This window comes from Salinifilum aidingensis (assembly GCF_054782015.1).
The window spans coordinates 174,615-187,537 of record NZ_BAAGTH010000004.1; the positions used below are offsets into that span (position 1 = coordinate 174,615).

General features: G+C 72.3%; 11 protein-coding genes. 6 read left to right on the plus strand and 5 right to left on the minus strand.

Annotated features, from left to right (window positions below):
* Positions 1-6 precede the first annotated feature (6 nt).
* A complete protein-coding gene (locus tag ACYVJE_RS07770) occupies positions 7-819 on the minus strand; it encodes a hypothetical protein (protein ID WP_461143925.1) in 813 nt (270 codons plus the stop codon).
* Between the two features lie 155 nt (positions 820-974).
* Between ACYVJE_RS07770 and ACYVJE_RS07775 the strand changes: the two genes are divergently transcribed.
* The 3 genes from ACYVJE_RS07775 to ACYVJE_RS07785 all read left to right on the plus strand — a co-directional run bounded on the left by ACYVJE_RS07775 (position 975) and on the right by ACYVJE_RS07785 (position 5,735).
* A complete protein-coding gene (locus ACYVJE_RS07775) occupies positions 975-2,693 on the plus strand; it encodes a carbon starvation CstA family protein (protein ID WP_461143926.1) in 1,719 nt (572 codons plus the stop codon).
* A gap of 458 nt (positions 2,694-3,151) precedes the next feature.
* Complete coding sequence (locus ACYVJE_RS07780) at positions 3,152-4,306, plus strand: sialidase family protein (RefSeq protein WP_461143927.1); 1,155 nt, start codon at positions 3,152-3,154, stop codon at positions 4,304-4,306.
* Positions 4,307-4,331: 25 nt separating this feature from the next.
* Positions 4,332-5,735 (plus strand): Nramp family divalent metal transporter, encoded by a 1,404-nt coding sequence (locus ACYVJE_RS07785; protein ID WP_461143928.1) that lies wholly within the window; start codon positions 4,332-4,334, stop codon positions 5,733-5,735.
* Positions 5,736-5,861: 126 nt separating this feature from the next.
* Here the strand turns inward: ACYVJE_RS07785 and ACYVJE_RS07790 are convergent, their stop codons facing one another.
* The 3 genes from ACYVJE_RS07790 to ACYVJE_RS07800 are packed head-to-tail and all read right to left on the minus strand — an operon-like array spanning position 5,862 to position 8,960.
* Positions 5,862-7,376: a tripartite tricarboxylate transporter permease gene (locus ACYVJE_RS07790; protein WP_461143929.1), complete on the minus strand. Its 1,515-nt coding sequence runs from the start codon at positions 7,374-7,376 to the stop codon at positions 5,862-5,864.
* A 1-nt stretch (position 7,377) separates the two neighbouring features.
* Positions 7,378-7,926 (minus strand): tripartite tricarboxylate transporter TctB family protein, encoded by a 549-nt coding sequence (locus tag ACYVJE_RS07795; protein ID WP_461143930.1) that lies wholly within the window; start codon positions 7,924-7,926, stop codon positions 7,378-7,380.
* Entirely contained in the window at positions 7,923-8,960 is a 1,038-nt protein-coding gene (locus ACYVJE_RS07800) for a Bug family tripartite tricarboxylate transporter substrate binding protein (protein WP_461143931.1), read from the minus strand. The genes ACYVJE_RS07795 and ACYVJE_RS07800 overlap by 4 nt, the downstream gene beginning before the upstream one ends.
* 143 nt (positions 8,961-9,103) lie before the next feature.
* Between ACYVJE_RS07800 and ACYVJE_RS07805 the strand changes: the two genes are divergently transcribed.
* Genes ACYVJE_RS07805 through ACYVJE_RS07815 form a run of 3 tightly spaced genes read left to right on the plus strand, consistent with a single transcriptional unit; the run spans position 9,104 to position 11,885 of the window.
* Complete coding sequence (locus ACYVJE_RS07805) at positions 9,104-9,880, plus strand: IclR family transcriptional regulator (protein ID WP_461143932.1); 777 nt, start codon at positions 9,104-9,106, stop codon at positions 9,878-9,880.
* Positions 9,877-11,082 carry a CaiB/BaiF CoA transferase family protein gene (locus ACYVJE_RS07810; protein WP_461143933.1) on the plus strand — a complete coding sequence of 402 codons (1,206 nt, stop codon included), beginning with the start codon at positions 9,877-9,879 and terminating at the stop codon, positions 11,080-11,082. The genes ACYVJE_RS07805 and ACYVJE_RS07810 overlap by 4 nt, the downstream gene beginning before the upstream one ends.
* On the plus strand, positions 11,079-11,885 hold the full coding sequence (locus ACYVJE_RS07815) for a citryl-CoA lyase (RefSeq protein WP_461143934.1): 807 nt from the start codon (positions 11,079-11,081) through the stop codon (positions 11,883-11,885). The genes ACYVJE_RS07810 and ACYVJE_RS07815 overlap by 4 nt, the downstream gene beginning before the upstream one ends.
* Positions 11,886-12,063: 178 nt before the next feature.
* Here the strand turns inward: ACYVJE_RS07815 and ACYVJE_RS07820 are convergent, their stop codons facing one another.
* Complete coding sequence (locus ACYVJE_RS07820) at positions 12,064-12,864, minus strand: alpha/beta fold hydrolase (protein ID WP_461143935.1); 801 nt, start codon at positions 12,862-12,864, stop codon at positions 12,064-12,066.
* Between the last annotated feature and the right edge of the window lie 59 nt (positions 12,865-12,923).

The window sequence follows — 12,923 nt, forward strand, 5'->3', positions numbered from 1 at the left end:
CGAGCGCTACCGCCTCTCCGCGCGGGCGATGCCCGCCTTGCAGGCCTTCGCCACGCGGCGGTGGTGCAGCAGCCGGTCGACCAGCCCGAACGGTTCGGCGGCGCCGGGGACTTCGTCGCCGGGGCGCGGTGCGCCGTCGCCGGCCCAGACGTGCAGCGCTTCGCGGTGCACCGCGCCGCTGCGGTACCAGCGCTCCCAGCGCTCGAAATCGGGGCTGTGCCGGTGCCCGAGCACGAGCGCGGCTTCGCCCCGGCCGTCGAGCGCGGTGCCGTCGCGCGGCCACAGCTCGACGCGGGAGTCCTGCCCCGGGTCCGGCCAGTGCGCGGCGGTGACGACGGTGGTGCGGGGTTCGGTCTCAGCGGTGCCGGACGGTTGCCGCACGAGCAGCGCGTCCTCGGCGCGGGTGCGCGCCGGTAGCGCGGTCACGCGCGCGTTCTCGGCGAGCGTGACCAGCGCGCGCGGGACCCACCACCAGTTCTCCCGGCGGGCCATGATGCTGTCCGCGCGCAGCCGCGTCGGCGGGTGCTTCGCCACTTCCTGCCCGAGGAGGTGCTCGACGAACTCCGCACCGTCGAGGTCCCACCGGACCTCGACGCGGCCGGTCGCCACCAGCGTCGCCGCGGGTTCGCCGCGCGTGTGGACGGCGAACGCGGCGCAGCGTGGCAGGGAATCCACTTCGTCCAGCTGGGACAGCGGCACGGCGGCGCACGGCGCGCGCCGCTCGGGCCACGTCAGCGGCACGACGGGCATCCCGCGCGCCCCGCTCGGCGTGGTCCACAGGATCTCCGCCGTGGCGGCCTGAGACCAAGCCGCAACCATCTCCTCGGCCATGAAACCTATGTCTCGGCGCTGTGAGTTGCTACCTTCTCAGGCGAACTCTAGCCGGTCCTCCCAGGACGACTGCGCCGGGCCGAGGCGCGCGAGCACGGTCCCGGGGGGATTCCCGACAACCGCAGTGCGATACGAGGAATTCCATGCCCGCAGTCGTCGTGCTGGTGGCCGCGATCGCGGCACTCGCACTGGCCTACCGCTACTACTCGGCGTACCTGGCCAAGCGCGTCTACGCGCTCGACCCGAACGTCGTCACCCCGGCCCACACCTACCAGGACGGGGTGGATTTCGTCCCCACCAACAAGCACATCGTGTTCAGCCACCACTTCATCTCGGTGGCGGGCGCCGCGCCGATCGTCGGTCCGGCGACGGCGGTGTTCTGGGGGTGGGGCCCGGCGCTGCTGTGGGTGGTGTTCGGCACGATCTTCGCCGCCGGAGTGCACGACTTCGGCTCGCTGGTGATCTCGGTGCGGCACCGCGCGCGCAGCATCGGCACGCTGACCAGCGAGATCATCACGCGTCGCGCGCGGACGCTGTTCCTGCTGATCATCTTCTTCCTGCTGACGATGGTCAACGCGGTGTTCGCCGTGGTCATCGCGCAGCTGTTCACGGAGAACGCGGAGGCGGTGCTCCCGGTCCTGCTCACCGTGCCGTTCGCGATCGGCGTGGGGCAGTACGTCTACCGCAAGCGCACCACGGCGCTCGTGCCCGCCGTGCTCGCGATGGTGCTGATCTACCTGAGCATCCCCGTGGGGCAGATGTGGCCCATCACGATCGATCCGCTGGCGGGTGCGATCGGCCTCGACGCCGAGACGCTGTGGATCGTGCTGATCTTCGCCTACACCTTCTTCGCCTCGCGGCTGCCGGTGTGGACGTTGCTGCAGCCGCGCGACTACATCAACCAGATGCAGATGGTGCTGGCGCTGGCCGTGATCATCCTCGGCGTCGCCGTCGGTTGGAACAGCATCGTCGCCCCGGCGGTCAACGACGTGCCCGCGGACTCGCCGCCGTGGTTCCCGCTGCTGTTCGTCACCATCGCCTGCGGCGCCGTGTCCGGGTTCCACAGCCTCGTCGGCTCGGGAACGACGGCGAAGCAGCTGAACAAGGAGACCGACGCCCGCTACGTGGGATACCTGGCCTCCTCCGGCGAGGGGCTGCTGGCCCTGTGCGCCATCCTCGCCTGCACGGCGGGCGTGGCGGCGACGACCGGGGAGTGGAACCAGCTCTACACCAACTTCGACCAGGCCTCCGACGGGGCAACCGGCTACTTCGTCGACGGCGTGGCCCAGTTCGCCACCAACCTCGGCGCTCCGGTGGGCATCGGCACGATCTTCGCCTCGCTGGTGGTCATCAGCTTCGCCGCGACCAGTCTGGACACCGCGGTGCGGCTGCAGCGCTACATCGTCCAGGAGATCGCCGAGCTGGCGCGGATCCGGCCGTTGACCCGCAACCTGACCGCGGCGACCTTCGTCGCGGTGCTGCTTCCGCTGGTGATCGCGCTGCTCCCGGGGGATTTCGCGTTCGGCACGCTGTGGCAGCTGTTCGGCACCACCAACCAGCTCACCGCCGGCCTGGCGCTGGCCGTGATCGCGGTGTGGGTGACCAAGAGCGGCCGCAATCCGGTCGCGATCCTCGTGCCCTGGGTGTTCCTCGTGATCATGACCTCGTGGGCACTGGTGGTCCAGTTCGGCCAGTTCCTCGCGGCGGACGATCCGCTGCAGGTGTTCTTCCTGGCTCCGCTGGACGCGGTCATCTTCCTGCTGGCGCTGTGGATGGTCGTCGAGGCCGCGATCGCCTTCAGGCGCGCGTGGCAGCTGCGCACCCGCGGCGAGTCCGCCGTCAGCGTCACCGAGGAGTCGTAGCGGCTCGCTCCCGCCGCTCTTCCGCGGCACCTCCCTCGGCCGGCCCGGCTGCGCCCGGGCCGGCCTTTCGTCGTCGCGGGCCGTGCCGGGGCGGGTGCGCGGGGCGCGCAACCACCCGCGATATCGCTCTCTGTTTGCGCAATTCGCGCACGCGGCGCGGTGCGTTGCGGGTGCCGCCCGTTCGGTGACCGGTCCGCTCGCCCCCCGGGGTTCCGCGTCCCCCGGCGGGCGAGCGAACGGACCTGCGGTGCGGTACCGAGAACGCGTGGGGTGCGTGAGAGGGACAGGCGCCAGTGCTCGCTGCTGGGGGAGCGTTCCGGAGCGAGCGGGTCGGGTGGGGTGCGCGCGGATCGGATTGCGCGAATTGTGCTGTGAATATTGCGTGAAATACGCAACAGTGCGAGGGTGATCTCCGCAACGCAGACCGCGAAACACCGGCACGCCGAAGGAGTCCCCGCATGACCGCGACCAGCGACGGGGTGCTGCGTCCCACCGGCGATCCCGGCCGCTGCGAGGCGTTCCTGGCCGCGCCGGCGCCCCAGTCGCACGCGGCGAACCTGATGCCGCTGCCCAGCGGTGCCCTCGGCTGCGCGTGGTTCGGCGGGACGCAGGAAGGCCTGCCCGACATCAACATCTGGTTCGCCCGCCTCGAGGGCAGCGCGTGGTCCGACCCCGTGCAGGTCTCGGCCGATCCGCGGTGCTCCGAGCAGAACCCGGTGCTGTTCTGCGCACCCGACGGGGCGCTGTGGCTGCTGTACACCGCGCAGCACTCCGGCCACCAGGACACGGCCGAGGTGCGCGTGTCCCTCTCGCACGACGAGGGGCGCAGCTGGTCGGAACCACGCACGCTCGTCCCGGCCGGGGACGGCTGCGGTGTCTTCGTCCGCCAACCGGTCGTGGTCGGCGCGTCCGGCCGGTGGATGCTGCCCGTGTTCCACTGCGTCCGCCCCGCGGTGGGGCGGTGGCGCGGCGACGAGGACACGAGCGCGGTGCTCGTCTCCGACGACAGCGGTGCCACCTGGCAGCACCACGACGTCCCCGGCAGCACGGGATGCGTGCACATGAACATCGTTCCGCTGCCCGACGGCGCGCTGCTGGCGCTGTTCCGCCGCAGGCAGGCCGACGCGATCCACCGGAGCCGGTCGGACGACGGCGTGCGCTGGAGTCAGCCGACCCCGACCGGCCTGCCGAACAACAACTCGTCGATCCAGGCGACCGCGTTGCACGACGGTCGGTTGGCGCTGGCTTTCAACCCCAGCAGCGCCGCCGATGCGACCGCCCGCCGCGCCTCGCTGTACGACGAGATCGACGGGGACGCCCTCGCGGACCGCGGGCCCGCCGAGGGTCCCGCGGGCACTGCCTTCTGGGGAGCCCCGCGCGCCCCGATGACCCTCGCGCTGTCCGAGGACGGGGGCGAGACGTGGCCCGTGCGCCGGGATCTGGAGAGCGGTGACGGCTACTGCCTGACGAACAACTCGCGGGACGGAACCAACCGCGAACTGTCCTACCCCTCGGTGGTGCAAACCGCCGACGGGTACCTGCACCTCGTGTACACCCACCACCGCCGAGCCATCAAGCACGTGCGCGCGGTCCCCGACTGGGCCGGCATGTGAACAGCAGTCGCGCAGCGGAGCGTCAATGCGTCACGAGACCAACGGAGAAACCGCCTCCGCAGCACCGGGCACCGGTGCGTCCCCGGCCGCCGAACCGCCGAGCACGGTCGCGGAGTACCTGAAGAGCCTCGGCCCGGGCATCGTCGTGGTGATGTCCTGGCTCGGCACCGGCGACTTCATCAGCGCCTCGGTGTCCGGGTCGATGTACGGCTACGCCCTCATCTGGACGCTGCTGGTCGCGGTCCTGTCGCGCTACGTCATCGTCTCGTCGATGTCGAAGTACCAGCTGTGCAACGCCGTCGGCGACGAGACGATCATGGACGGCTACGGGCGCGTGTGGAAGGGCTTCCCGATCTACCTCGGCGCGACCACCTGCGTGCTCGGGTTCGTCTACGTCTCGTTCCTGCTGCTGGCCGCGGGCACCGCGCTGGACCACCTGTTCCGCGGCGCGCTGCCGCTCGGCGCGTGGGGCATCCCGTTCTGGGCCGCCGTGACGACCGGAGCGGCGCTGTGGCTGGCCTCGCGCAGGAGCGGCCACTTCCGCGGGCTCGAGATCGTCGCCCAGATCACCATGGGCGTGCTCGTGGCCTGTTTCCTGCTCGCGCTGTTCGGCACGGGCGTCGACTTCGGCCGACTGTTCGGCGGCCTGCTGTTCGACATGCCGCCGGGGCGGGCGGGTTACATCACGGCGGTGAGCACCGCGGTGGGGCTCATCGGAGCCGTCGGCGGTTCCGCCTCGAACCTGCTGTACCCGTACCTGATGCACGAGAAAGGCTGGCGCGGGGCGCGTTTCCGCAGGATGCAGCGGATCGACCTGCGCTTCGGCACGTTCGTGATGTTCGCGCTCGTGCTCGCCGTGTGGGTGGTGGCGGCCGAAACGCTGCACGGTACGGGCGAGGGAGTGTCCTCGGCGGACGGATTGGCGAACATGATGGAGAAGGCGATCGGTCCCTGGGGGCCGCCCATCATGTGGCTGGCGGTGTTCTTCACGGTCTTCAACAACATCGTCACGCAGCCGCGCGTGTTCGTGCGCATGTTCGTCGAATCCCTGCACAAGTCGCGGCCGGAGCGCATGCGGCGGTTGCGGGGCAGGCGCGAACTGGGCGGGGTCCCCGACAAGGAGATGTTCCTGCACGACCCGCTGTTCTGGACGATCCTCGCGTTCATCACGACCGTGCCGATCGTCTTCTCGGCGCCCGGCATGCCCGGCATGGTCCTGATCACGCTGCTCGGGAACTCGTTCAACGTGCTGACAGTGCCCGCGATCATCATCGGGTTGATCGTGATGACCTCGCGGCGCGACCTCATGGCGCGGGGCCACGCCAACCGGTGGTGGGAGAAGGCGCTGCTCGTGCTGATCGGAGCCGTCGGCCTGTGGGCGACCTACGAACTCGTCACCGGTCTCGTCGGGGCGCTCCCCGGCGCGTGATCCCGCGGGCACGGGCATGATGGCCGCGGCCGTGGAGCGCAGGTGCCTGAACTGGCCGGGGAGTTCGCGGGTCGGCTCGCTCCCGTCCGGAGCGAGCCGACCCGGCGGTCGGAATGCTGTTGCGCGTCACCGGCTTCCGGCGGTCTCGTCCGTGCGCGCGCGGCGGGTGCGCAGGAGCAGCGGCACGACGAGCGCCGCGACGAGCAGCCCGTACAGGGTCAGCGCGACGGGACTGTGGAAGAGGAAACCGACGTCGCCCTGGCTGATCGCCATGGCGCGGCGCAGTTCCGTTTCGGCCAGCGGGCCGAGGATGACGCCGATGAGCACCGGTGCGATCGGGAAACCGTACCGCCGCAGCAGGAATCCGAGCAGTCCGACCGCGTACAGCAGCACCACGTCGGCGATCGAGGACTTCGCCGTGTACACGCCGAGCGTGGCGAACACGACGATGCCGGCGTACAGGTAGTGGCGCGGTATGCGCAGCAGCTTCGCCCACACGGGTGCGAACGGCAGGTTCAGCACCAGCAGCATCGCGCTGCCCAGGAACAGGCTCGCCAGCAGCGCCCACACCAGGTCGCTCTCCTCGCTGAAGAGCATCGGCCCGGGGCGTATGCCGTACTGCTGGAACGCGCCGAGCATGATCGCGGCGGTGGCCGAGGTCGGCAGTCCCAGCCCCAGCAGCGGGACCAGCGAGGTCGCCGTCGTCGCGTTGTTCGCCGCTTCCGGCCCGGCGACACCTTCGATCGCGCCGCGCCCGAACTCGTCGTCGCCGCGGCGGGCGGCCAGCCGGTTTTCCGCTCCGTAGGACAGGAAGGTCGGGATCTCCGAGCCACCGGCGGGGATCACGCCGAACGGCACGCCGAGCGCGGTGCCGCGCAGCCAGGGGCGCCAGGAACGGCTCCAGTCCTGCCGGGACAGCCACGGCCGGCCCGAGGTGACCGTCTCGTCGGCCGGGGTGCGCTCCGCGGTGGAGGCGACGTGCAGGACTTCGCCGATGGCCAGCATCCCCACGGTCACCACGACGATGCTGATGCCGTCGAGCAGCTGGGGGGATCCGAAGGTGAACCGCACCGCGCCGCTCTGCTCGTCGATGCCGACGAGGGCGAGCGCCAGGCCCAGCCCCAGCGCGGTGAGCCCGCGCAGCTTGTCGCCGGAGACGATCGCCGAGGTGGCGACGAAGGCGAAGACCGCGAGCGCGAAGAACTCCGCGGGCCCGAAGCTCACCGCGAGGTCCACCATGACCGGGGAGAAGAACACGACCACGGTCACCGCGATGATGCTGCCGACGAACGAACCGAGCACGGCCGCGGCGAGCGCCTGCGGGGCCTTCCGGTTCTTGGCCATGGCGAAGCCTTCGAAGGCGGTGGCCATCGACGAGCTCTGGCCCGGGGTGTTCAGCAGGATCGCCGTGGTGGCGCCGCCGAACTGCCCGCCGAAGTACACGCCGGCGAACATGATGAACGCACCGGTCGGCTCCAGCGTGAACGTCAGCGGCACCAGCAGGGCCACCGCCATGGCCGAGCCCAGTCCGGGCAGGACGCCGACGGCGGTGCCGAGCACGACGCCGACCAGGCACAGCAGGAGGTTCATCGGCGTGGCCGCCTCGGCGAACCCGCCGAGCAGCAGCGAGATCGTGTCCACGTCACATCACCCCGCCGAGCACGCCCGCCGGCAGCGTGATGCCCAGGCCCGCCGAAAATCCCAGCTGCGCCGCCGAGGAGAGCACGAACGCGATGCCGATGTCGCGCAGCACGTGCCGGCCGCCGAGGGCGTAGGAGACGCCGGCGAACAGGCCGGCGCCGGCGATGAGCCAGCCCAGCGGTTCCAGCAGCAGCACGTGCAGCACGAGCGTGGCCACGACGATGCCGAACGGCTTCCAGTCCATGCCGGGAGCACCGGCCGCTTCGGACGGCGCGGACTCGTCGGCGTGCTCCTGCTCGGTCGGGGGCGCCGGCGCGCGCAGGTGCTGCAGCACCAGCAGGGCGCTGAGCACCAGCAGCAGAACGCCCACGACGGCCGGGAAGAACTGCGGGCCGAGGTAGCCGCTGGTGCCGGGAACGTCCATGCTCGCGGTGCGGACCAGCAGCGTGGCCGCGATCGCCGCGACGAGCAGCGCGACCACGAGCTCGCCCCGCGGTTTCGCGCGGCGCGTGACCGGTGTCGTCGCCGCCGGTGACGGTGCGGTGCTCATGCCAGTCCCAGCTCCTCACTGATCTCGGTGATCCGGGCGGTCTCGCTGGCCACGAACCGCTCGAACCGCGGGCCGGTCAGGAACGTGTCCTGCCACTCCTGCTTGTCCAGCGTGTCCTGCCACTGCCGGGTGGCGTGCACCTGCTCGACGAGCCGTTGCAGCTGTTCGCGCTGCTGGTCGGACAGGCCGGGCGGGGCGACCACGCCGCGCCAGTTCGCCAGCTCCACGTCGACGCCCTGCTGCCGGAACGTCGGGATGTCGATGCCCTCGACGGGCCGGCCCGCCGAGAGGCCGAGGGCGCGCAACTGTCCGGACTCGATCTGGGAGGCGAACTCGTCGTAGCCGGACACGCCGGCGTCGAGGCTGCCGTTGAGCATGCCCGCGACCGCTTCGCCGCCACCGGGGTAGGCGATGTAGTTCAACTCGCGCGGGTCGGCACCACCGGCGTCCATGAGCATGCCGGCGAGGAGGTGGTCGGTGCCGCCGACGGAGCCCCCGCCGACCGCGATGGATCCCGGATCGGCCCGCCACGCCCGGAGGAGGTCGTCGAGCGTGCGGATCGGGGAATCGGCCGGCACGGTGACGACTCCGTAGTCGTCGGCCAGGCGTGCGATGGGGGTGACGTCGTTGAGGTCGTACGGCGATCCCGTGGCCGCGATGGTGCCCATCATGACGGTTCCGGTCATCATCAGCGTGTCGCCGCGGCCGGGTTGGTTGGCCACTCTGGACAGTCCGATCGTGCCGCCGGCACCGGGGATGTTCTGCACCTCGGTGGTGCCGACCAGGTCGCGGTCGTCCGCGACGGACTGGATCTCGCGGCCGACGCTGTCCCAGCCGCCGCCGGGTGCCGCGGGCACCGTGATCTGCAGGCGCTCGCGCGGTCCCGCACCCGCCTGGGCACCGGTGCGCGCGTCCGCGACGCCGAGCGCTACCAGCGCGACGCCGAGGACGGAGGCGACGGTGCGCACCACGAGGCGTTTCGCGCGGGGGCCGGGTGCCGGTCGCGGTCGCTCCGGTTGATCGGTCGTGCTCACTCCGAGCTCCTTCGCGTGCGTCGTCGGGCGCGGGACGAGCTGGCGTCGGTCCGCCTGGTGGACTACTAGGTCCGTCAAGCGGACAGTGTGCTACTTTAGCGGGGAAGTAGCTGTGTGGCAACGATCACGGAGGGGGTGATCGCATGTCCAGTGCCGCCGCAGTTCCCGGGGAGCCGAGGGCGGACGCGGGCGTGCGCAGCGTGCTGCGTGCGCTGGACCTGCTCGGGCTGTTCACCGAGGAGCGCCTGTCCTGGACCGTGCGCGACCTGACCGCGGTCAGCGGGCTGGCCAAGACCACGGTGCTGCGCCTGGTGTCGACCCTGGAGCGGCGCGGCCTGCTCTGGTCCGAGCCGGACGGGCGCATCACCGTCGGTCCCGGGCTGCTGCGGTGGTCGAACCTGGCCCGGACCGCGTGGCAGGTGCCGGAGTCCGCGCGCGGCACCATGCGCGAACTCGCCGCCGCGACGGGGGAGACGGTCAACCTGTACGTGCGCGCGGACCGCTCCCGCATCTGCATCGAACAGCAGGAGGGCACCGGCACCGTGCGGCACCTGGTGCGGGTCGGGGACGAACTGCCGCTGTGGGCGGGTGCCGCGAGCAAGGTCCTGCTGTCCGACGTGGACGACGAGGTGCTCGCCGCGGTGCTCGAGCACGACCCGCGCCGGCGTGCCGCGTCCGCGGTGCGTGCGGAGGTCACCGCGGCGGCGCAGGCCGGGTTCGCGGTCAGCCACGGCGAGCGCGAAGTGGGCGCCTCCGGGGTCGCAGCGCCGGTCGTCGACGAGCACGGCCGGGTGCTCGCCGCGCTCGCCGTCGGCGGGCCCACTCCGCGGTTCACCGAGCGGGCGGTGGAGGAGTTCAGCGGCGCGGTGATCGACGCGGCCGCGCGGATCTCCCGGATCGGGTTCGGAGGGGAAACGTGACCAGTGGACTGCTCGACGGCGTGCGCGTGCTCGACCTGACCAACGTGCTCGCCGGACCGTTCGCCAGCTACCAGCTCGGCCTGTTCGGGGCCGACGTCGTCAAGGTCGAAGCACCGGGAGGCGGGGACCTCGCCCGCCAACTCGGTGCGGACGCCGAGCTCAACGAAGCGCGGCTGGGCGCGTCGTTCCTCGCGCAGAACGGCGGGAAGCGCTCCATGACGCTCAACCTGAAGAGCCGGGAGGGCGCCGAGGTCTTCGCCGGACTGGTGCGCGGCGCCGATGTCGTGCTGGAGAACTTCCGGCCCGGTGTGCTGTCCCGGCTCGGTTTCGACGGGCAGCGGCTGCACGAGCTCAACGCGAAGCTGGTCTGCTGCGCGATCTCCGGGTTCGGCCAGCACGGCCCCATGGCCGACCGGCCCGCCTACGACCAGATCGTCCAGGGTCTCTCGGGCATGATGAGCGCGACGGGAAGCAGCGGCACCGCCCCGCTGCGCGCGGGCTACCCGGTCGCGGACACGCTCGGCGGCATGACCGCGGCGTTCGCCGTGTCCGCGGCGCTGCTGCGCGCGGAGCGCACCGGCGAGGGGGCGACCCTCGATCTGTCCATGATGGACACCGCGGTCACCGCGATGGGGTGGGCCGTGTCGAACTACCTCATCGCCGGCGTCGAACCCCGGCCGATGGGCAACGAGAACGCCACCGCGGCACCGTCGGGAACGTTCCGCACCGCGGACGGCTTCCTCAACATCGCGGCGAACAAGCAGGAGCAGTTCGAGTCGCTGTGCACCGAGATCGGCCGGCCCGAGCTGGTCACCGACCCGCGCTTCGCCGGGCGGGAGGAGCGCAAGACCAATCGGGAGCTGCTGCGCTCCGAGCTGGAGCGCGGACTGCGCACCGGCACGGCACTGCACTGGGAGCAGGCCCTGTCGGCGCGCGGTGTTCCGGCGGCGCGCGTGCTCGACGTGCCCGACGTCCTCGAGCTGGAGCAGATCGCCGAGCGGGAACTCGTCCACGCCCTGCCGCACCCCGCCGGCGGCGGGCAGGAGGTGCACGTCCTCGGCAGCGGCGTGCGGGTGGACGAGCAGGCCTGCGCCCCCGCGAGCGCGCCGCCCGCCCTCGGCCAGCACACCGCGGAACTGCTCGGCGAACTGGGCTACGCGCAGTCCGACATCGACCGGCTGCGGCGGGAAGGAGCGGTATGAGCGGTGACCCCTCCGCGCACTGGGCGACGGACCTGGTGCGCATCCGACCGGGCGAGATCGCCCTCGGCGGCTACCCGATCGAGCGGCTGATCGGCGAGGTCTCCTTCGTCGACGCGATCTGGCTGATGCTGCGCGGCGAGCTCCCCGGGCGCGGCGCATCGCGCTTGCTCGAGGCCGCGCTGACCGCAGCGGTGGACCACGGCCCGCAGGCCCCCTCGATCGCCGCGGCCCGGATGGCCGCCACCTGCGGCGTGGGGCTGAACAACGCGGTGGCCACCGGGGTGAACCTGCTCGGCGACGTGCACGGTGGTGCCGGCCAGCAGTGCATGGCCCTGCTCGACGACGTCCGGGAGCGGGCGGGTGCCCGGGGAGCCGACCTCGGCGGCGTCGTGCAGGAGGTGCTCGACGAGCACGACTACGTCCCCGGTTTCGGGCACCGCTTCCACCCGCGGGACCCCCGGCGCGACCCGCTGCTGGACCTCGTGCAGGACGCGGTTGCCGACGGGACCGTGCCGGGTGAGCACCTGGCTGCGGCACTGGAGCTCGAACGGCGGATCGCGGCGCGGACGAGCGAACCCGTGCCGATGAACATCGACGGCGCGACCGCGGTCGTCTACGCCGAGCTCGGATTCCCGCCGGAGCTCGGACGCGGGCTGTTCGTGCTGTCCCGCTCGGTCGGCATCCTCGCGCACGCCTGGGAGGAACGGGGCAGCGGCACCCGGATCAAAGGACCCGTCCCGCGCTCCCACCTCGCCGACTACACCGGTCCCGCCCTGCGGGATCCGGTCGACTCGGCGGAGTGATCGCCGGTTCCTCGGCGGAGGACGCCTCGGCGGTGGCGTGCCGGGTGTTCCGGTGCGCGGCGAGGTGCGGGCCAGCCCCGCTCGCCGTCCGCGGGTTCGCCGCGGACCGGGCTCCGTTCCCCGGCGAACGCGGGGCTGGGGAACCGGAGCGGGAGCTCTCCACCTGCCGCGCGGCCCGTCAGTCCGCGAGGAAGCCGGTGACCAGCGCACCGGCCGCAGCGCGCCGTTCGCGGAAGTACGCGTGCCGCGCGCCGGGCAGGAGGTGCACCCGGGAATCGGGGATGCGGGAGGCGAGCAGAGCGGCGTTCTCGGCCGGGGTGAGCCGGTCGTCGTCCCCGTGCAGGATCAGCGTCGGCGCGGTGATGCGCGGCAGCGCGTCCCAGGCGTCGTGCCTGTTGCTGGCCACCAGGTGGTTGCGCTTCGCCCGGGGCGGCATGGCGGGGTCGCCGAGGACCGGGTGCGGTCCGGGGTTCAGGGCCAGCCACCCGGGCGTGAACATGAGGTCCAGCAGGGCCTCCCGCGCCGCGTCCGGATCCGACTGGGCCAGCGCGCGCCGCACCGCCGCGTCGCGCTCCACCGCGTGCCGCCCGCCCGGGGAGGTGCAGCCGAGCACCAGGCGCCGAACGCGCTGCGGGTGCTCCGCGGCGAGCCACTGGGCGACCCGGCCGCCCATCGACGTCCCGTACACGTCGGCGCGCTGCACTCCCAGGTCGTCGAGCACGGCGACGACGTCCGCGGCGAACCCGCGCGTCGAGTAGGGCTCCTCGGGAGCGCCGCTGCCGCCCGTTCCGCGGTAGTCCACCGTGACGGTGCTGCGGATGCCGTGGAAGTCCTCGCGCACGCCGTCCCACCAGCGGTGGTCGTTGCCCTGCCCGGCCAGCAGCACCAGCGGGGAGCCGGTGCCGCGGTGCTGGTAGGCCAGCGCCGTGCCGTCCGCGGCGTGCGCGGTCGCGCGGGTCCCGTCCTCGGCGCGAGTCATCCCGTTCCTCTCCGGTCAGTGCCTGCGCACGCCGTCCCCTCGGCGGAGGCCGTGGCGCC

Excerpts from the sequence above, each read along its gene's own strand:
- ACYVJE_RS07770 (WP_461143925.1), bottom strand. The coding sequence starts at position 819 with ATGGTTGCGGCTTGGTCTCAGGCCGCCACGGCGGAGATCCTGTGGACC.
- ACYVJE_RS07775 (WP_461143926.1), top strand. The coding sequence starts at position 975 with ATGCCCGCAGTCGTCGTGCTGGTGGCCGCGATCGCGGCACTCGCACTG.
- ACYVJE_RS07780 (WP_461143927.1), top strand. The coding sequence starts at position 3,152 with ATGACCGCGACCAGCGACGGGGTGCTGCGTCCCACCGGCGATCCCGGC.
- ACYVJE_RS07785 (WP_461143928.1), top strand. The coding sequence starts at position 4,332 with ATGCGTCACGAGACCAACGGAGAAACCGCCTCCGCAGCACCGGGCACC.
- ACYVJE_RS07795 (WP_461143930.1), bottom strand. The coding sequence starts at position 7,926 with ATGAGCACCGCACCGTCACCGGCGGCGACGACACCGGTCACGCGCCGC.
- ACYVJE_RS07805 (WP_461143932.1), top strand. The coding sequence starts at position 9,104 with ATGTCCAGTGCCGCCGCAGTTCCCGGGGAGCCGAGGGCGGACGCGGGC.
- ACYVJE_RS07815 (WP_461143934.1), top strand. The coding sequence starts at position 11,079 with ATGAGCGGTGACCCCTCCGCGCACTGGGCGACGGACCTGGTGCGCATC.
- ACYVJE_RS07820 (WP_461143935.1), bottom strand. The coding sequence starts at position 12,864 with ATGACTCGCGCCGAGGACGGGACCCGCGCGACCGCGCACGCCGCGGAC.